General features: G+C 73.4%; 13 protein-coding genes and 1 pseudogene. 7 read left to right on the top strand and 7 right to left on the bottom strand.

Going from position 1 to position 18,815, the window contains the following annotated elements:
- Nucleotides 1–58 precede the first annotated feature (58 nt).
- Nucleotides 59–1,825 (top strand): stealth family protein, encoded by a 1,767-nt coding sequence (locus tag ABZ807_RS12500; RefSeq protein ID WP_357155787.1) that lies wholly within the window; start codon nt 59–61, stop codon nt 1,823–1,825.
- A gap of 163 nt (nt 1,826–1,988) precedes the next feature.
- Here ABZ807_RS12500 and ABZ807_RS12495 read toward each other — a convergent pair whose 3' ends face one another.
- The 6 genes from ABZ807_RS12495 to ABZ807_RS12470 form a co-directional block, all read right to left on the bottom strand.
- Nucleotides 1,989–2,987, bottom strand: coding sequence for an endonuclease/exonuclease/phosphatase family protein (locus tag ABZ807_RS12495; protein WP_357155785.1), 999 nt, complete (start codon nt 2,985–2,987; stop codon nt 1,989–1,991).
- A gap of 264 nt (nt 2,988–3,251) precedes the next feature.
- The gene (locus ABZ807_RS12490) at nt 3,252–4,109 is read right to left on the bottom strand and encodes a fused MFS/spermidine synthase (protein ID WP_357155783.1); all 858 of its coding nucleotides are present in this window, start codon (nt 4,107–4,109) and stop codon (nt 3,252–3,254) included.
- Complete coding sequence (locus ABZ807_RS12485) at nt 4,109–5,077, bottom strand: hypothetical protein (protein ID WP_357155781.1); 969 nt, start codon at nt 5,075–5,077, stop codon at nt 4,109–4,111. Before ABZ807_RS12485 ends, ABZ807_RS12490 begins: the two co-directional genes overlap by 1 nt.
- 55 nt (nt 5,078–5,132) lie before the next feature.
- The gene (locus ABZ807_RS12480; RefSeq protein ID WP_357155779.1) at nt 5,133–7,607 is read right to left on the bottom strand and encodes an SMC family ATPase; all 2,475 of its coding nucleotides are present in this window, start codon (nt 7,605–7,607) and stop codon (nt 5,133–5,135) included.
- Nucleotides 7,607–8,755 carry an exonuclease SbcCD subunit D gene (locus ABZ807_RS12475; protein ID WP_357155777.1) on the bottom strand — a complete coding sequence of 383 codons (1,149 nt, stop codon included), beginning with the start codon at nt 8,753–8,755 and terminating at the stop codon, nt 7,607–7,609. Before ABZ807_RS12475 ends, ABZ807_RS12480 begins: the two co-directional genes overlap by 1 nt.
- A gap of 9 nt (nt 8,756–8,764) precedes the next feature.
- Nucleotides 8,765–10,513: an ATP-binding protein gene (locus ABZ807_RS12470; RefSeq protein WP_357155775.1), complete on the bottom strand. Its 1,749-nt coding sequence runs from the start codon at nt 10,511–10,513 to the stop codon at nt 8,765–8,767.
- 603 nt (nt 10,514–11,116) lie between these two features.
- Here ABZ807_RS12470 and ABZ807_RS12465 point away from each other — a divergent pair.
- Nucleotides 11,117–12,658: a M4 family metallopeptidase gene (locus ABZ807_RS12465; RefSeq protein WP_357155773.1), complete on the top strand. Its 1,542-nt coding sequence runs from the start codon at nt 11,117–11,119 to the stop codon at nt 12,656–12,658.
- Nucleotides 12,659–12,856: 198 nt separating this feature from the next.
- Here the strand turns inward: ABZ807_RS12465 and ABZ807_RS12460 are convergent, their stop codons facing one another.
- The gene (locus tag ABZ807_RS12460; RefSeq protein WP_357155771.1) at nt 12,857–13,642 is read right to left on the bottom strand and encodes a pyrimidine reductase family protein; all 786 of its coding nucleotides are present in this window, start codon (nt 13,640–13,642) and stop codon (nt 12,857–12,859) included.
- Nucleotides 13,643–13,792: 150 nt separating this feature from the next.
- Between ABZ807_RS12460 and ABZ807_RS12455 the strand changes: the two are divergent.
- The 5 genes and pseudogenes from ABZ807_RS12455 to ABZ807_RS12435 all read left to right on the top strand — a co-directional run.
- Nucleotides 13,793–13,876 (top strand): annotated as a pseudogene (locus ABZ807_RS12455) (plasmid pRiA4b ORF-3 family protein); the annotation flags it as partial.
- Between the two features lie 261 nt (nt 13,877–14,137).
- Nucleotides 14,138–15,433, top strand: a complete 1,296-nt coding sequence (locus ABZ807_RS12450) for an extracellular solute-binding protein (RefSeq protein WP_357155769.1) — start codon at nt 14,138–14,140, stop codon at nt 15,431–15,433.
- A 112-nt stretch (nt 15,434–15,545) separates the two neighbouring features.
- Nucleotides 15,546–16,514, top strand: a complete 969-nt coding sequence (locus tag ABZ807_RS12445; RefSeq protein WP_357155766.1) for a sugar ABC transporter permease — start codon at nt 15,546–15,548, stop codon at nt 16,512–16,514.
- An 11-nt stretch (nt 16,515–16,525) separates the two neighbouring features.
- The gene (locus ABZ807_RS12440; protein WP_357155764.1) at nt 16,526–17,368 is read left to right on the top strand and encodes a carbohydrate ABC transporter permease; all 843 of its coding nucleotides are present in this window, start codon (nt 16,526–16,528) and stop codon (nt 17,366–17,368) included.
- A complete protein-coding gene (locus tag ABZ807_RS12435) occupies nt 17,365–18,798 on the top strand; it encodes a GH1 family beta-glucosidase (protein WP_357155762.1) in 1,434 nt (477 codons plus the stop codon). Before ABZ807_RS12440 ends, ABZ807_RS12435 begins: the two co-directional genes overlap by 4 nt.
- Nucleotides 18,799–18,815 lie beyond the last annotated feature (17 nt).

Here is an 18,815-nt window from a genome sequence, read left to right as displayed (position 1 = left end):
GGCGACCCGTCCCCGTGCGGGAGCCGGCGGCCGGCGCGGGCGGGCCAGGAGGACACCGGTGACCGACCCCGAGCCGACGCCGTCGCAGACCCCACCGGCACTCGCGGAGCCGTCGGGGCTCGTCGACGTCTACCGCCGGGTGCTGAGCCCGCAGACCCGCCGCGCCATCGCGACGAAGGTGAGCCCGCGGGCCCGGCACCAGTTGAAGCAGTGGGTCGCGCGGGCGTCCGGTAACACCGCGGTGACCGGGCGCCGGGGCGAGCGGATGGCGAGGCGACAGCCGCAGTTACTGGCCGGAGGCGACCGGGTGGTCGTCACCGCCGACCGCGCGCCCCGCATCGCCCGGGTCGACGCGGAACTCACCCCGCTGCGCGCCCGGGCGGGGAATCTGACCGCCGTCACGGCGGCCCTCGACGAGGCGGGAGTGGCCTACTTCCGCGTCCGCGGCAGGACCGATTGCGCATCGGTGGTCGCCGTCGACGAGGCGGACCGGAAACGGGTGTACGCCGCGCTCGCCGCCGCCTGCGCCCGGGTCCCCGGCTACGTCGCCGTGCCGCGGGCTCACGCCGAGCGGCCACCGGCGGCCGGCTTCGAGCCGCGCACCTGGGACCGCGTGGCGGACGCTCCGGTCGTCCGGCTCACCTGGTACCGGACCGATCCCCGGCACCGGCTCGTGCTCGGCCAGGCGTACGGGTGCGAGGTCGAGTTCTGGACGCGGCAGGACGACGAGCTCGTCGCCCCCCGGCCGAACCCGGTGGCCGAGCGGATCCAGGTGTCGGCGCCGCCGGTGCTGACGTCCGAGTCGCTCTTCACCGGCCTGGTGCCGCACACCGCCGTGGCGACCGCGCGAACCCGGCAGGAGTTCGCCGGACGGCAGCCCCACGACGTGGCCTTCCCGGTCGACGTCGTCTACACCTGGGTGGACGGCGCGGACCCGGAGTGGCTGCGCCGCCGCGCCGCGATCACCGGCGTCCCGTACCACGCCGAGGCGGCGAGCGCGGCCCGCTTCCTCAGCCGCGACGAACTGCGCTACTCGCTGCGGTCGCTGCACCAGTACGCGCCCTGGGTGCGCCAGGTCTATCTGGTGACCGACGACCAGGTGCCGGAGTGGTTGGAGCCGTCGGCGTCGGGGATCCGGGTGGTCAGCCACCGGGAGATCTTCGCCGACCCGTCCGTGTTGCCGACCTACAACTCGCACGCCATCGAGAGTCAGCTGCACCACGCCGACGGGCTCTCCGAGCACTTCCTCTACCTGAACGACGACGTCTTCCTCGGCGCCGAGGTGCTGCCCAGCGACTTCTTCCTGGCCAATGGCATCTCCCGGTTCTTCCCGTCGCCGGCCCTGGTGCCGCCGGGCGCCCCGACCGCGGAGGACATCCCCTCCTCGGCCGCCGGGAAGAACAATCGCGCGCTGATCGCCGAGCGCTTCGGCACGGTGCTCACCCGGAAGATGAAGCACATGCCCCACGCGCTGCGACGCAGCGTGCTGTACGAGATCGAGGACGCCTTCCCGGCCGCGCACCGGGTCACCGCCGGCAACCGTTTCCGCAGCATGGCGGACATCTCGATCGCCTCGTCGCTGCACCACTACTACGCGTTCCACACCGGTCGGGCGGTGCCGGGGGACCTGAGCTACACCATCGCGGAGCTGTCGAACCCGGACACCCCGGCGCGCCTGGCGCACCTGCTCGCCCGCCGGGACCGCCACGTCTTCTGCCTGAACGACGCGTTCTCCACGGAGGAAGATCTGACCGCCCAGCTTTCGGTCCTCACGCCCTTCCTGGACACCTACTTCCCGGTGCCCAGCCCATGGGAGAACGGCTGACCCTGCGCACGCGCAGCGGCGTCGGCCCGCCGCTGGTCGGCTGACGTCGACGACGATCACCGTGTCGGTCTCTGCCGGGGCCGACCGGTTACCGGAGCGGGCCGACGGGCTCGGTGACCTCCGGACGCCGCGTCGCCCGCCGTCCGGATCGGGCTTGCGCCGATCAGGCGCCGGTCGGGTTCGGGTGGAGGTCGTAGCGGGCCGCCAGCATCCGGTGGTCGGAGAGCGGTGCCTGGATAGCCTCGCAGCCGAGCGGCTTGATGCCGGGCCCGGAGAACAGGTAGTCGATCTTGATCGTGCCGAACGTCGCCTGCATCCGGCCCAGGTCGCAGTCGACGCTCTGGTCGTACAGCGGTTGCAGGACGAGCTGACGCCTGCCGGTCACCGTCGCGGCCGGGGTGGTGTTGAGGTCGCCGCCCACGATGGTCGGGTTTCCCCGTGCGCGGCCGCGGCGCGCCTCGGCGGCGAGCCGCGCGGCCTGCGCCGCCCGAATCCCACCGTCGGGATCCTGTTCCGGCGTTGACAGGTGGGCGCCACAGACCTGGAGCCGGGGCGCGCGCAACCGGACGCACACCGCGAACCGCTGCTCCATCCAACTGCTGTTCCTGGGTTCGGGTGACGGGAGCTGGACCAGCCACGACGCCTGGACGGGCGATGCCGCGCCGGCCCCCCGCGCGACCGCAGCCCGCACCGCCACCGCCTGGCCGTACCGGCCTCCGTCGGCCCCGCAGGTGGCCGGTCGGCTGACGCGTGTGCCGCGCCTGACCGCGGCCGTCGTGGCCTGGCGGAAGTCCACCTTCCAGTCAGCGCCGAGGCTGCTTCCCAGCGCGGGCAGCAGGTCGGCGCACATCTCCTGCAGCAGCAGCACGTCCGCCGAGCGATTCCGTGCCGCCTGACCAATGGCGGCGGCGAGCTCCCGGTGCCGGGTGGCGGCGGGACAGCGCTGTCTGGCGTTGGCGCACGCGTTCCAGGTGAGCACCGTCAGCGGAACCAGCGCGGGCGGTGCGGGAGCCGGCGAGGTGGACTGGGCGGGCACCGCGATCGCGGGACGGTCGTCGTCCACGGGCCACCGCGCGGCCGCTGTCGCGCCCATGGCACCGATGAGGGAGCCGGCCAGCGCGAGTACGACCAGCAGGGGCGCTCGGCTCCGCTTCGCCGCCATGCCGCCCCTCTCCCCGGATACCGGCGGTGTCGTGCTGTCGACCGTGGACAAATGTGTCAGCCGCCGCTGGGCTGCCAGATTAGCGGTCGGCGGACCTCGAGGCACGGGACCGGGGCTGGACCCGGGCGAACATCCACCCTGTCCTGGCCATCTCTCCGTGCAGACCGGCCGCGACCGCACTCATGCAGACCTCCTGCTGTCCAACGACATCAGCCGGCCCACGGGGAGGGCCGCCCCGTGATACGTGCGGGTCGGCTCAACGGATCAACGGCGTACCGAGAAAATTCCGGGTGGCGGCGGGGTGGAGTCGGTCGCGTCGACGTCCCGCACCACCGGGGCGCCACCGGCGAACCGGTCGAGTTCCGCGCCGGCCACCACCCGACCCGGGAACCAGTCCCCGGCGGCCCGCCGGGTCAGCTCCGGCACCGGCGGCTCGACCCGGCCCGCGACCAGCACCAGGTTGCCGTAGCGGCGCCCACGCAGCACCGCCGCGTCACCGACCAGGCAGGCCCGGGGCAGCACCGCGCGGACCGTGGCGACCTGGGCCCGGGCGTGCCGCAGCGGCGGGCCGTCGGCGAGGTTGGCGAGGTACCAGCCGGACGGGGCCAGCACCCGGGCCACCTCGGCGGCGTACTCGACCGAGGTGAGGTGGGCCGGGGTGCGCGCGCCGGCGAAGACGTCGGCGACCACCACGTCGTACGCGGCGTCCCGGGTGGACGTCAGGGTGGCGCGGGCGTCGGCCACGCGGACCTTCAGCCGAGGGTCGGCGGGCCAGGGCAGCGCCCGCCGCACCAGCTCGACCAGCGCGGCGTCCACCTCGGACACCCGAGACGTGGACCCGGGGCGGGTGGCCTGGAGGTAGCGGGGCAGGGTCAGCGCGCCGCCGCCCAGGTGCAGCACCCGCAGCGGCGTTCCGGCCGGGGCGAGCAGGTCGAGTGCCGCGCCGATGCGGCGGACGTACTCGAACTCCAGGTGCGTCGGGTCGGCCAGGTCCACGTGCGACTGTGGGGCGCCGTCCAGCAGCAGCGTCCACGAGCGGGGCCGGTCCGGGTCCGGCACCAGCTCGGCCCGGCCGGTGTCGACCGGCGCGACGATCCGGTCGTCGCCACGGCGGCGACCCATCAGCGACCCGCCGCGCCGGCCCGGGTGGCCATGGTCAGCGCCCGGTGCAGCAACCGGGCGTCGCCGAGCAGCGCGCGCAGCCGCCGCTCCAGCCCGGCGATCGGCACCAGGTTCTGCGGGGCGCGCGGGTCCTTGTACGGCGAGGAGGCGAACCGGGGCAGCGTCACCAGCGACAGGTCGGCCAGCGCGATCGCCTCCGCCGGCGGCAGCTCCGCCGAGCACTCGATCCGCACGATGCCGGCCCAGGGCGCGCCGAGCGCCACCGGCAGGCGCAGATACCAGGACCAGCCGCCCCAGGCGGTGCCGAGGCGGAACACCGGTGATCGCTCGCCGGGGCGCAGCCCGGTGACCACCGCGGTGAGCCGGGCGTCGAGGTACTGGCTGTGCTGGGTCTTGATGTAGCCGAGGGTGCGCGGCAACTGCCGCCGGCTGCGCAGCGGCCCGTCCACCACCAGCAGATCGCCGTCCACCCGCGCGGCGTCGGAGACCGCCACCTCCAGCGCGGTCAGCGGCGCCTGCACGGCCGCCGGGAGCTTGCTCAGCTCGCCCGTGCCGCCCACCCGGTGCACCGGGTAGCGGACCCGCCCGCACACCACCTCCCGCGCCGACGGGCTGGCGGTGAACAGCCCGCGCCCGACCTGCGCCCCGGCCAGCTCCGCCGCGCCCCGCTCCAGGTCGCAGCGGACCACCCCGGCCGCGTACGAGGCGGCGATGCCGGGGAACGAGGCGCCGTCGTCCTCGGCCGTCCAGACGCTGGCGTCGATCCGGCGTACCCCGTCGACGAGCAGTACCACGTCCGGCGCCCGCAGGCCGGGGCGGGGGCCGATCGCCCGCCAGTCCACGGCCGGCAGCTCGACGTCCGCCTCGACCTGGGCGCTGCTCGGCGCCGCCGGCCCGCCCACCGAGGCCTCGAAGGAAGCCCCGTACGACGGGTCCCAGGCGTCGACGAAGAGCCGTGGCCCGGTCACCGGGCTGGCCTTTCGTTCGCGACTGCGGGGCTCCGCTTCGCTGCACTCCTCGCGTTCACAGGCCGGTCCGTTCGACGCGGGCGGTGCGGGCGTCCTTGCGGACCTCGTAGCGGACCGGGATCCGGTCGGCCAGGGCCGGCACGTGGGTGACCACGCCGACCATCCGGTCGCCCCGGGCGGCCAGGCTTTCCAGGGTGGCGGCCACCGTGTCCAGGGTGGCCGCGTCGAGGGTGCCGAAGCCCTCGTCCAGCACGATCGACTCCAGGCTGGCGGCGGTGGTGGACATCCCGGCCAGCTGCTCGGACAGCGCCAGCGCCAGCGCCAGCGACGCCTGGAACGTCTCGCCGCCGGAGAGGGTGCGCACCCCCCGGCGCAGCCCCGCGTCGTGGTGGTCGACCACGGAGAACTCGCCCTTGTCGTGGACCAGGTCGTACTGGCCGTTCGACAGCTCGCGCAGGATCCCGGAGGCGCCGTCGACCAGCAGGTCGAGCGCCTCGGCGAGCAGCCACCGCTCGAAGTTGTTGGCCCGCAGGTGCCCGGCCAGCGCCCGCGCCGTGCGCGCCTGCCGCTCGTGCTCGTCCCGCTGCCGGCGCAGCTCACCGGCCTGCTCGCGGCGTTCCTCGAGCCGGCGCCGATCCGCCTCGGCCCGTTCCCGGGCGACCGCGACCGCGTGGACCGGGTCGTCGGCGGGGGGCAGCCCGACGGCCGTCAGCAGGCCGGCGATCCGGTCCTCGACGGCCTCGGCGGCCGCCTCCGCCTCGGCCACCGACGCGGCCAGCCCGACCCGCTGCGCCCGCCGCTGCTCCGCCTGCCCGGCGGCCCAGTCGACCAGGGTGGTCCAGGCGGCGGCGACGTCGTCCCGGTCGGTGGCCGGCGGACCGAAGCGGGCCAGCCCGTCCCGGGCGGTGTCGAAGCCGCGCCAGGCGGCGCGCAACCGCTCCTGCGCCGCGTCCAGCGCGCCGCGGGCCCGCCGGGCGGCATCCCGGCCGGCGCGCACCGCCCCCGCCGCCTCGTCGAGGGCCCGCCGCAGCCGGGCGTGCTCGTCCAGCGCCGCGCGCAGCGCCGCCGGGGCCGCCGCGTCGGCGAGCTGGGCGTCCAGTTCGGACAGCCGGGCGGCCAGCTGGTCGTGCTGGGCGCGGGCGCGCACCAGCACCCGCTCCAGGTCGCGGGCCGCCGCGTCGCGCTCCTGCACCAGTGCCTGGGCCGCCTTGCTGGCCGCCCGCGCCGCCTTCCCGGCGGCGGTCGCCGCGGCCACCGCCGAGCCCACCGGCACCGCCGGCACCCGCGCCACGGTCTGCTCGCAGACCGGGCAGGTGCCGCCGTCGGCCAGGTGTGCCCGCAGGGCGACGGCCTGGTCGGTGGCCTTGGCCTCCTCGTGGGCGCGGAACGCCGCTTCCAGCTCCGCGTCGGCCCGGGCCGCCGCCTCCCGCGCCGCCGCGAGGGCCGCCACCGCCGCGTCGTGCTCCCGCCGCGCCACGGCGACCGCCGCGCGGACCGTCTCGGCCTCGCCGGTCAGCCGCTCCCGGTCGGCGTACGCCCGCAGCAGCAGCCGCAGCGTGCTCTCGTCGCCGGCGCCGGCCAGCTCGCCGCGCAGCTTCTCCTCGCGCTCCTCGGCCAGCGTCACCGCGGTCGCCGTCTCGTCGGCCGCGGCCCGGGCGGTGGCCACGGCCCGGGCCACCTCGGCGACCCCGTCCGGCGCCCGCACCCCGGCCAGTCCGGCCAGGTCGGCGTCGAGGGCGGCCAGCGCCGCCGTCGCCGCCCGGGCCGCCGCCCGCGCACCGTCCCGCTCGGGCACGGCGGATCCGACCGCCCCGGACAGCTCGCGCATCCGGTCGACCTGCGCGGTCGCGGCGGCCAGGGCCGCATCGTCGACGCCGGTCAGCCCGGCGAGCACCTTGTCCACCGCGGCCAGCCCGGCCTCGGCCTGCCCGGCCCGCTCGGTGGCGCGCTTCTGCACCTCCTCGTAGACGCCGAGGCCGAGCAGGTTGACCAGGATCTGCTGGCGGGTGGCCGGCTTGGCGTGCAGGAAGTCGGCGAACTGCCCCTGCGGCAGCACCACGCAGGAGGTGAACTGCTCGTACGGCAGCCCGACCGCCTCCAGCACCGCCTGCTCCATCTCGGCCGGCGTCCCGGCGACCACCTCGCCCAGGTCCTCCGGGCTCAGCCCGGTGTCCAGCTTGGTGACGTCGAAGCCGGCCGGCATCAGCTGCAACCCGGCGTTGGCCGTCTTGACGTTGCCCCGGCCGTCCCGGCGGACCACCCGGGTGGCCACGTAGCGGGAGCCGGCGGACTCGAAGACCAGCCGGACCCGCGCCTCGGTGGCCGACGGGGCGAGGGCGTTCGCCAGGCCCCGCGCGCCGCCCCAGCGGGGGACCGTGCCGTAGAGGGCGAAGCAGATCGCGTCCAGCACCGTCGACTTGCCGGAGCCGGTTGGGCCGACCAGCGCGAAGAAGTCGGCGTCGGTGAAGTCGACCGTGGTCTCGTCGCGGAAGACGGTGAAGCCCGCCATGTCCAGGCGCATCGGGCGCATCAGCGATCGACCTCCTCGAAGAGCTCGTCGAAGAGCTCCCGCACGCCGTCGTCGTCGTGGCCCCGGCTGCCCAGGTAGTCGGCGAAGAGTTCGCGGGGGGAGCGGCCGGCCCGCTGGGCGACCCGGGTGCCGCTGCCCGGCGCCGGGACCAGCTCCGGGTCGATCCGGATCTCCAGCGCGCGGGGGAGCAGCTCCTGCACCTCCTCGCGCAGGCCGGCCCGGGGCTGCTCGCGGACGAACACCCGCAGCCAGCCCTCGGGCGGGGTCAGCTCGGCCAGCTGGGCGAGGGTGCCGCGGACGGTGCGCAGCGGCACCGCCGCCGGCACCGGCACCTCGCGGACCTGCGCGGCGGTGCGGGCGGTGACCTCCACCAGCGTCACCGATGCGACGTTCTCCTGCTCGCCGAAGTCCACCGCCAGTGGGCTGCCGCTGTAGCGGATCGGGCAGGGCCCGATCACCCGCTGCGAGCGGTGCAGGTGGCCCAGCGCGACATAGTGGGCGTTGCCCGGGAAGACCGTCGTTGGCACGGCGTAGCCGAGCACGGTGTGCGCGTCCCGCTCGCCGCCGCCGGTGCTCGCCCCGACCACGGTCAGGTGGGCGGTGACCAGGTGCACCCGGTCGGGCTCGGTGAACCCCTCGGTGAGCCGGGCGAGGACCCGGCCCAGGTGGTCGGCGTACGTCTGGGTGGCCTCGGCGGCGGTCAGCTCGTACATCTCCACCGCGCGGACGGCGTACCGCTGGGACAGGAAGGGCAGCGCGGCCAGCTGCCAGCGCTCGCCGTCGCGGGTGGCGCCCTCGATGACGTGCTCGGCCGGGTTGTCCCGGACGCTGCCGCGCAGCGTGATGCCGGCCGCCTCGGCCCACGGCCGCAGCGCGTCCAGGGCCTGGCCGTTGTCGTGGTTGCCGCCGATCGCCACCACGTCGGCGCCGGTGCGTCGCAGCGCGGTCAGCGCCCGGGTGACCAGCCGGGTCGCCTCCGGGGTGGGGGCGGCGGTGTCGTAGAGGTCGCCGGCGACGATCACCAGGTCGGGGCGCTCGTCGTGGGCGATCTCGATGACCCCCGCCAGCACCTGCTTGTGCTCCTCGGCGCGGGGTTGCCCCTTGAGCACCTTGCCGACGTGCCAGTCCGAGGTGTGCAGGATCTTCATGGCTGCCCCCTAGAACGGGATGTCGTCGTCGCCGGCACCCGAGCCGACCACCGCGAACGGGTCGGCCGACTGGGTGATCGAGCGCAACGTCTGCGAGGGGGGCCGGCCCGCCTCGGAGACCCGGGTCGCCCAGGCGGGAAACGGGAACTCCAGGCAGAGCGGGACCGGGATGTCCGGCTGGTTGACGAACATGGTGCCGGGCTTGGCCAGCAGCGCCCGCTGGCGCTGGGCCGGCGGGAGGAAACCGTACTCGGGGCGGGACGCCTCGGCCGGGTCGAGCCGGCCGACCACCCGGATCGCTGAGTTGGTGACGATGCGGCGCTCCACCTCGCTGGCCGTCTGCTGCGCGCCGACCAGGATCACCCCGAGCGAGCGGCCCCGCTCGGCGATGTCCAGCAGCACCTCCTTGATCGGGGAGGAGCCCTCGCGCGGGGCGTACTTGTTGAGCTCGTCGAGGACGACGAAGAGCAGCGGCTTGGCGGTGCCGGCCTTCTCCTTGCGCTCGAACTCGCTCTTGAGCGTGACGCCGACCACGAAGCGTTGCGCGCGGTCCGGCAGGTTGTGCAGGTCGACCACGGTGACCTGGGCGCTCTCGGCGGTGTTGATGCTGTGCGGGCGGCGGGTGGCCAGGTCGCCGCGGATCAGCCGGCCCAGGTCCTTCTTGCTGCCGATCAGCCGGCGGGCGAAGGCGTTGACCGTGCCCAGGCCGACCGCGCTGCCCGCCCAGTCGCCGCGGGTCTCGTCGTCGTTGAGCTGCTCGACGATGTGGTCGACCAGGTCGGCGTACGAGCCCAGCCGGACCCCGTCGACGCTCACCCCGCCGTCGGCGGGCTGCGCGTACCGGGCCAGGTGGGCGGCGACCGAGTGGACCACCATCGTGTACTGCTGGCGTTCGTCGTCGGCGTCGGCGAAGACGTACGGCAGCAGCCGGTCGGCGCAGAACTCGCTCAGCGTCCAGTAGAAGCTGTCCACGCCGGTGAGCCGGCTGCTCACGTCCGGCGTGCCGGAGGAGTCGCCGACCCGGGGCGGGGCGTACACCCGCACGTCGGGGAAGGCGCCGGCGTCCAGCCCGAGCTTCGCGTACGCGGCGCGGGTGGGGTCGTCGAGCCGGGCGTTCGGGTGGTCGAGGAAGAGCAGGTCTTCGCCCTTGACGTTGAAGATCAGCGCCTTGGCGTTGACCGCGTCGCCGCCGAGCACCCCGGAGCGGAAGACCGAGTAGAGCAGGAAGGTGGCGAAGCTGGTCTTGGTGGCCACGCCGGAGATGCCGGAGATGGAGACGTGCGCGCCCCGGCTGCCGTCGAGGAAGTCGGCGTTGAGGTAGACCGGGACCCCGTCGCGGCCCATGCCCATCGGGATGCGCCGCTCCATCCGGTCGAAGTGCAGCGCCCGCGCCCGGGCGTCGCCCTCGGCCCGGTAGACCGCCGCGCCCGGCGTGGGCGGCACGTAGAACTCCGGGTCGACCCGGGTCGTGGTGACCTCGGCGGCCTCCTGCACCTGGGCGGGGAGGGTGCCGTCGGCGATGGCGAACACGTCCGAGTCGAACTGGGCGCCCTCGTGCCGGGCCCGGACCTGGGTGACCACCCCGGCGATGGTGACCGGCTCCCGGTCGGGCAGCTCACGCCGGGTGACGACCACGTCGTCGAGCTGGAGGTAGCTGTCGGGGGAGACGGCGGTCCAGAACTGCAGCGGGGTGGCGTCGGCGGTGCCGAGCACCCGGCCGACCGCCGTGCCGGGGCCGTCGAGCGGGTCGTCGGTCATCGGCGGGCTCCGGTCAGCTGGTCGTCTCGGGCAGGGCACACGTTGTGCATCCTGCCCGAGGAGTACGACAGGTTGCCATGCGACGCGGTGGACGCCACGCGATGCGCTCCGACGCCGTCGCGCAACGGAGTCGGGCGACCACACTTCGTGCCCCCTGGCGGTGCGATTCCCGAGCGGGCGGGCGGGGACTGGACGTGGGTTCGACATGGCGCCGATCGGCCCCGCTCCTGCTCCTCGCCGTGCTGCCGCCGGTGTTGGAGGAGGTGGTGGTGCTCGGTGTCGGGCTACGCGCCCGAGGGCTGGCTCCACAGGTCATCAGCGGGTGGCGTCGGCGGTGCCGCCGAGCTGGTCGCGGAGCGTGACGGCTGGGCCCGGTGGTGAACGCGGTGCGAAAAGTTCTGGGAAAAAACTTCGCCCAAGGCGTGACAGAGAAGGGTCGCCCGGGTTCAAAATAGCCACAGCACGTCATCGAGGGTTCTTTATTTTTCGATGGCTGTCGCCATGGCCGTGCCCTGCGGTTTTCCATGGCCGGCCCGGGAGACACCCCCGCCCGGGCCGTCGTCAGCCGGCACCCCCCGGCTGTCCCTGTGGAGGCAGAACCCTATGCGTCGAATCACCCTGCTGAGCGGCCTCGCCACGGCCGCACTCCTGGCCAGCGCCGCCACGGTGCCGACCGCCGCCGCCGCGGCGCCCGGCGTCTCCGGTGACGCGTTCACCCGGGCGGTCGCCCAGCTCAAGGCCCACTCCGGCGCCGGGCTCGCGGCGGACGGCCAGAGCTTCACCCTGCGCCAGATCGCCACCGACGCGGACGGCACCGAGCACGTCCGGCTCAACCGCTACTCCGACGGCCTGCCGGTGCTCGGCGGCGACGTCGTGGTGCACCTCGGCAAGGGCAACGCCTGGCGCGGCGCCAGCCAGAGCCTGGCCGCCGCCCCGCAGCGCGCCCCGAAGGCGAAGCTGAGCAAGGCCGCCGCCGGCCGGCTCGCGCTCGCTGCGTCCACCGCCACCGGGCGCACCGTCTCCGGCGCCCAACTGGTGCACGACGCCGACCAGGCCGGCACCGCCCTGGCGTACGAGGTGGTCGTCGGCGGCACCTACGCCGACGGCACCCCGAGCGAGCTGCACGTGCTGGTCGACGCCGCCACCGGTGCGGTCCGCGACTCGTGGGAGGGCGTGCAGCGCGACGGCACCGGCAACACCTTCCACTCCGGCTCGGTGACCGTGGGCAGCACCCTCTCCGGCAGCACCTACCAGCTCGCCGACGCCACCCGCGGCAACCACCGGACCTACGACCTCAACGGTGGCACCAGCGGCACCGGCACCCTGGTCACCAACGCCGCCAACGTCTTCGGCGACGGCACCCTGGCCAACCGGCAGACCGCCGCTGCGGACGCCGCCTACGGCGCTCAGCAGACCTGGGACTACTACAAGAACGTCCACGGCCGCAACGGCATCCGCAACGACGGCGTCGGCGCCTACAGCCGGGTGCACTACAGCACCAACTACGCCAACGCCTTCTGGAGCGACTCCTGCTTCTGCATGACGTACGGCGACGGTGGCTCCGGCTGGTACCCGCTGACCTCCCTGGACGTGGCCGGGCACGAGATGAGCCACGGCCTCACCAGCAACACCGCCGGGCTGCGCTACAGCGGTGAGTCCGGCGGCCTCAACGAGGCCACCAGCGACATCTTCGGCACGCTGGTCGAGTTCTACGCCGCCAACAGCAAGGACCCGGGCGACTATCTGATCGGCGAGAAGCTGCGCAGCAGCGGCGTCCCGCTGCGCTACATGGACAAGCCCTCCAAGGACGGCTCGTCCGCGGACTGCTGGTCCAGCAGGGTCGGTCGGCTGGACGTGCACTACTCCTCCGGCGTGGCGAACCACTTCTTCTACCTGCTCGCGGTCGGCAGCGGCTCCTCCTCGTACGGCAACAGCCCGACCTGCAACGGCAGCACCGTGACCGGCATCGGCAACGCCAAGGCCGGCGCCATCTGGTACCGCGCGCTGACCACCTACATGACCTCGCGGACCACCTACGCCGGGGCGCGCACCGCGACCCTGTCGGCCGCCAACGACCTGTACGGCGCGGGCAGCGTCGAGTACAACACGGTCGCCGCCGCCTGGTCGGCCGTGAGCGTCAACTGACAACCTGAGTCTCCGGCGGCGGATTCCTCCTCCGCCGCTCGGGGAGCACGGCTCGTGTCACGGGTGCGGGTTTGCCGACCGGCGTGCCCGCACCCGTCGTCGTGGCCGGGGCGGACCGCCCGCGTACCCCCGTCGTGGCCGGCGGGGACGGCCCGGCGCGGCCCCGGCGGGTTTCGGGTACGCGGCCCCGGCGGGTCGCTACGCGGCCGGGGCGGCCCCGGCGGGCGTCGGCTCGGCCGCGTCGCGGGCGTGGCGCAGCATCAGCACGCCGTCGTCTGCGGCCAGCACGTGCCGCAGTGGCAGCTCCCGGGGCGTGGCGGCGTCGCCGGCGGTGATCCGGCCGGGGCCGGGACCGGCGAGCAGCGGGGCGACGGTCAGGCAGAGCTCGTCGACCAGGTCCGCGACGGTGAGCGCGCCGAACAGGTGCGGGCCGCCCTCGCAGAGCACCTGGCCGAGTCCGCGGCGGCGCAGCTCGGTCAGGCCGGCGGCGAGGTCCACCCGGTCGGTGCCGCAGCGGATCAGCTCGGCGACGTCGGTGAGCCCCGGGGGCGGCGCGGCGCCGGCGTGGGTCAGCACGATCGGCCGCACCGGCGCGTCGGCGAACGCGGCCTGCGCCGGGTCGAGGTCCAGCGCCCCGGAGACGACCACCAGGGTCGGGTACTCGGCCAGCCCCCGCGCGCGCCGCCAGGCCCGGCGCGGCTCGCTCAGCCGCACCGCGCGGTAGCCCTCGTGCCGCAGGGTGCCGGCGGCCACCAGCAGGCCGTCGCAGAGCATCCGGAGCAGCCCGAAGATCCGCTTGTCCGGCGCACCGGAGAGCCCGGCGGAGTAGCCGTCCAGGGTCACCGCGCCGTCGAGGCTGGCCACGAAGTTGACCCGCAGGTGGGGGCGGTCGGCGCGACCGTAGAGCGCGGTCAGCTCGGCGTCGTCCAGGGGTGGGGTGACCGGCGTCGGCCAGATCCGGCGGATCGGGGTTTCGAGGCTCATTCGCTGGCCGGACCGGTGACCGGAGGGGTGGGTCCGGGGGTACGGTGCTGGCAGTCGCACCACTTCCGGCCGGGACAGTCGTCGTGCCGCCGCTCCCGGCAGGCTCGGCAGATCATGCCGGCAGCCTATGCGGTGGGAGGAGGGGGCAGCATGCCGCGGCAGATCTTCCAGCTGAAGTTGTCCCTCGCGGGGATCCGCCCGCCGGTCTGGCGGCGGGTGCTGGTGCCCGGCGGCACGCTGCTGCGTCGGCTCTGCTGATCTCCTTCCGTCCCCTAGGGAGCGGTGGACGGCACCGGCGGTAACGATCTGGGAACGCTCCCATCGGTCTATTGACACCCCTGACACCTCCCGGCAATCTCATGGGAGCGTTCCCAAGTGGGTGTGCGGGTCACCGTGCACACCCTGGCCGGCCCGGTTCCGCCGCGCCGGCGCGGAAGCGCGCAGAGCACCCCCACCACACCCAAACCCAGCCTCACCACTGAAAGAGGGGTCAGGATGAGCGTCACCACGCGGCGTACCCGCCTCGCGGCCGCCGCCCTGGCCGCGGTCACCGCAATCGGCGGTCTCGCGGCCTGCGGCAAGGACGGCGACGACGCCACGGCGTCCGGCGGGAAGCCCGCCAAGCTGGTCGTGGACACCTTCGGCGAATTCGGCTACGACGAGATCATCAAGCAGTACGAGAAGGACACCAGCATCAAGGTCGAGCTACGCAAGACCGCCCAGCTCAACGAGTACCGGCCGAAGATCGTCCGGGCGCTGGCCACCGGCAAGGGCGCGGCCGACGTGATCGCCCTGGAAGAGGGCATCCTCAACGAGTTCAAGGCCAACCCGGCGAACTGGGCCGACCTCGGTCCGCTGGTGAGCGACCACAGCAAGGACTACCTGCCCTGGAAGTACGAGCTGGGCAAGGCGCCGGACGGCCGGCTGATCGGCCTGCCCACCGACGTCGGCAGCCTCGCCGTCTGCTACCGGCGGGACCTCTTCCAGGCCGCCCAGCTGCCCGTCGAGCGGGACCAGGTCGCGGCGCTCTGGCCGGACTGGAACGCCTTCATCGAGACCGGCAAGAAGTACCGGGCCGCGACCGGCAAGGGCATGCTCGACTCGGTCACCACCGCGGCCAGCGCGGCGATGTTCCAGCAGGGCGGCGACCTGTTCTACGACTCCGACGACAACGTCGTCGCCGACAGCAGCGCGGCGGTGAAGACGTCCTGGGACACCGCGATCGCGATGGCCGACGCCAACATCACCGCCGAGACGGCCACCTGGTCGCCGGAGTGGTCGGCCGGCTTCAAGCAGGGCACCTTCGCCGCGACCTTCTGCCCGTCCTGGATGCTCGGCATCGTCGCGGACAACTCCGGCCCGGAGAACAAGGGCAAGTGGGACGTGGCGCCGGTCCCCGGCGGCGCGGGCAACTGGGGCGGCTCCTGGCTGTCGGTGCCGACCCAGGGCAAGTACCCCAAGGAGGCGGCGAAGCTCGCCGAGTACCTGACCAACGCGCAGAGCCAGGTGGCGGCGTTCAAGCTCAAGGGCCCGCTGCCGACCAACCTGGAGGCGCTGAAGAACCCGGAGTTCCTCGCCTACACCAACGAGTACTTCAACAACGCCCCGACCGGCAAGATCTTCGGTGACAGCGTCGCCAAGATCCAGCCGTTGCACCTCGGTCCGAAGCACCAGGCCGTGAAGGAGAACGCCTTCGAGCCGGCGCTGCGGTCGTACGAGAACGGGCAGTCGACCAAGGACAAGGCCTGGGAGCAGTTCGCCAAGGACGCCAAGACCCAGGGCGCCTTCTGATCACTGACCCACCACGGCGGTGGCGTCCGGGCCTCCCGGGCGCCACCGGCCGCGTCCCGTTCCGCGTACCGCCCGCCTCACCGGCCCCGCCGGCGCCGGGAAAGGACACCGCATGAGCCTGTCGGCCACGACCGCGCCGCCGTCACCCCCGGCGTCGCCACCCCCACTTACCCGGCGCCGCAGCCGGGCGCTGTCGCTCAACCGCCTCGACCTCAAGCTCTCCCCGTACCTCTACATCGCCCCGTTCTTCGTGATCTTCGGCATCTTCGGGTTCTACCCGATGCTGCGCACCGCGTGGATGTCGCTGCACGACTGGAACCTGATCGGCGCGCACAGCTTCATCGGGCTGGACAACTACACCCGGCTCTTCACCGACGAGTACTTCTGGAACGCCACGGTCAACACCTTCGGGATCTTCCTGCTCTCGACGATCCCGCAGCTGCTGCTCGCGCTCTTCCTGGCGACGCTGCTCAACCGCACGTTCCTGCGGGCCCGGACCTTCTTCCGGATGGCCATCTTCATGCCGAACGTGGTCTCGGTCGCCGCCGTGGCGATCGTCTTCGGCATGCTCTTCCAGCGCGACTTCGGCCTGATCAACTGGCTGCTCGGCCTGGTCGGGATCGACGCGGTCGACTGGGACGCCCAGAAGTGGAGCTCGTGGACCGCCATCGCCTCCATGGTCAACTGGCGGTGGACCGGCTACAACACCCTCATCCTGCTGGCCGGCATGCAGGCCATCCCGAAGGACCTCTACGAGGCGGCGGCGATCGACGGCGCCAACCAGTGGAAGCAGTTCTGGCGGATCACCCTGCCGATGCTCACCCCGACCTTCGTCTTCGTGGTCACCCTTTCCACCATCGGCGGGCTCCAGCTCTTCACCGAGCCGCTCGTCTTTGCCAACGGCAACATCATCGGCGGCGACCAGCGCGAGTTCCAGACCCTGGCCATGTACATGTACGAGCTGGGTATCGAGAACCTCAACACCGCCGGGTACGGCGCCGCCGTGGCCTGGGCGATGTTCGTGATGATCGCCCTGGTGTCGCTGGTCAACTTCCTGCTCGTCCGCCGTACGGTCAAGTGAGGAGCGACCGGATGAACTCCGCCTCCCAGCGCCTCTGGCGCACCAGCCCGCTGATGTACGTCGCCCTCGTGCTCGCGGTGCTCTTCTCGATCTACCCCTTCTACTACATGATCGTCATCGCCACCCGCAGCCTGGACTCGATCAACGACGTGCCGCCGCCGGTCACCCCGGGCGGCGCGTTCGGCGACAACGTCGGCCGGGCGCTCGACAACGACGCGGCGAACTTCCTCACCGGACTGCTCAACTCGGTGATCGTGGCCGGCATGGTGACCGTCTCGGTGGTGATCACCGGGTCGCTGGCCGGCTTCGCCTTTGCCAAGCTGCGCTTCCGGGGCCGCAACGTCCTGCTGCTGTCGATCATCGTGACCATGATGATCCCCACCCAGCTGGGCCTCATCCCGCTCTGGGGCATGATCCAGGACCTCGGCTGGTACGACACCCTCTACGCGGTGACCGTGCCCTTCCTGGTCAGCGCCTTCGGCGTGTTCATGATGCGCCAGTACGCCACCCAGGCCATCTCCGACGAGCTGATCGAGGCCAGCCGGGTCGACGGGGCCAGCACCTTCCGGATCTTCTGGAACATCGTGCTGCCCGCCCTGCGCCCGGCGGCGGCCGTGCTCGGCCTGCTCACCTTCATGGAGACCTGGAACTCCTACCTGTGGCCGTACGCCGTGCTCACCCCGGAGAATCCGACCCTGCAGGTGTCGCTGGCATTCCTCTCGTACGCCTACTACACCGACTACTCGCAGGTGTTCGCCGCGACCGCCATCGGTACCGTCCCGTTGGTGCTCGTGTTCGCCCTGTTCGGCCGCCAGATCATTGGCGGGATCATGGAAGGTGCCGTCAAGTCGTGAGCAACCCAGACCATCCGCCCGCCGTCGGCGTACTCGACCAGGGGCCGGAACTGACCTTCCCGCCCGGCTTCCTGTGGGGCGCGGCGACCGCCGCGTACCAGATCGAGGGGGCGGCCACCGAGGGTGGCCGGACCCCGTCGGTCTGGGACACGTTCAGCCACACCGAAGGTCGGGTGGTCGCCGGGCACACCGGCGACGTGGCCTGCGACCACTACCACCGGATGCCGTCGGACGTCCGGCTGATGGCCGAGCTGGGCCTGAAGTCCTACCGGTTCTCGGTGTCCTGGCCGCGGGTGCAGCCGGGCGGTTCGGGCCCGGCCAACCCTGAGGGCCTGGACTTCTACCGGCGGCTCGTCGATGAGCTGCTCGGGCACGGGATCGAGCCGTGGCTGACCCTCTACCACTGGGACCTGCCCCAGCCGCTGGAGGACGCCGGCGGCTGGCCGGCCCGGGACACCGCCGCCCGGTTCGCCGACTACGCCCAGCTCGTCGCGGACGCCCTCGGCGACCGGGTGCGGTATTGGACGACGCTGAACGAGCCCTGGTGCTCGGCGTTCCTCGGCTACGGCTCGGGCGTGCACGCGCCCGGGCGCTCCGACGGGGCGGAGGCCGTGCGCGCCGGGCACCACCTGATGCTCGGCCACGGGCTGGCGGTGCAGGCGTTGCGGGCGTCCCGGCCGCAGGCCCAGCTGGGCGTCACTGTCAACCTTTACCCGGTCACCCCGGCCACCGACGCGCCCGCCGACGTCGACGCGGCCCGGCGCATCGACGCGCTGGCCAACCGGTTCTTCCTCGACCCGTTGCTGCGCGGGTCGTACCCGACCGACCTCGCCGCCGACCTGCGGCAGGTCACCGACTTCGGGCACGTGCGCGACGGCGACCTGGCGGTCGTCTCCACCCCGCTGGACCTGGTCGGCGTCAACTACTACAGCCGGCATGTGGTCGCCGCCCCGGTCGAGGGCGCCGAGCCGGAGCCGTACTGGCGGGCGCCGTCGTGCTGGCCGGGCAGCGAGGACGTCCGGTTCGTCTCCCGGGGCGTGCCGGTCACCGACATGGACTGGGAGATCGACGCCCCCGGCCTGGTGGAGACGTTGCGGCGGGTCCACGAGGAGTACAGCGACCTGCCGCTCTACGTCACCGAGAACGGCTCCGCCTTCGTCGACGCGGTGGTCGGCGGGCAGGTCGACGACGTCGACCGGCTGGCGTACTTCGACGCCCACCTGCGGGCGGCGCACGAGGCGATCAGCGCCGGGGTGCCCCTGCTGGGCTACTTCGCCTGGTCGCTGATGGATAATTTCGAATGGGCCTGGGGCTACACCAAGCGGTTCGGGATGGTCCGGGTCGACTACGACACCCAGGCCCGTATTCCCAAGTCCAGCGCCAGGTGGTACGCCGAGGTGATCCGACGCAACGGTCTGGCCGCACAATAGGCGAAGGCCAGCCGGTT

Origin of the sequence: Micromonospora sp. NPDC047548 (assembly GCF_040642975.1) — a bacterium.
In the GTDB taxonomy this organism is placed as follows: Bacteria; Actinomycetota; Actinomycetes; order Mycobacteriales; family Micromonosporaceae; genus Micromonospora.
Note: the sequence above shows the minus strand (reverse complement) of the source record. Positions and strands in the feature narration are given on the sequence as shown.

Bases quoted from the DNA above. Each gene is read 5' to 3' on its own strand.
- ABZ807_RS12495 (WP_357155785.1), bottom strand. From the start codon at position 2,987: ATGGCGGCGAAGCGGAGCCGAGCGCCCCTGCTGGTCGTACTCGCGCTG.
- ABZ807_RS12490 (WP_357155783.1), bottom strand. From the start codon at position 4,109: ATGGGTCGCCGCCGTGGCGACGACCGGATCGTCGCGCCGGTCGACACC.
- ABZ807_RS12480 (WP_357155779.1), bottom strand. From the start codon at position 7,607: ATGCGCCCGATGCGCCTGGACATGGCGGGCTTCACCGTCTTCCGCGAC.
- ABZ807_RS12475 (WP_357155777.1), bottom strand. From the start codon at position 8,755: ATGAAGATCCTGCACACCTCGGACTGGCACGTCGGCAAGGTGCTCAAG.
- ABZ807_RS12470 (WP_357155775.1), bottom strand. From the start codon at position 10,513: ATGACCGACGACCCGCTCGACGGCCCCGGCACGGCGGTCGGCCGGGTG.
- ABZ807_RS12465 (WP_357155773.1), top strand. From the start codon at position 11,117: ATGCGTCGAATCACCCTGCTGAGCGGCCTCGCCACGGCCGCACTCCTG.
- ABZ807_RS12460 (WP_357155771.1), bottom strand. From the start codon at position 13,642: ATGAGCCTCGAAACCCCGATCCGCCGGATCTGGCCGACGCCGGTCACC.
- ABZ807_RS12450 (WP_357155769.1), top strand. From the start codon at position 14,138: ATGAGCGTCACCACGCGGCGTACCCGCCTCGCGGCCGCCGCCCTGGCC.
- ABZ807_RS12445 (WP_357155766.1), top strand. From the start codon at position 15,546: ATGAGCCTGTCGGCCACGACCGCGCCGCCGTCACCCCCGGCGTCGCCA.
- ABZ807_RS12440 (WP_357155764.1), top strand. From the start codon at position 16,526: ATGAACTCCGCCTCCCAGCGCCTCTGGCGCACCAGCCCGCTGATGTAC.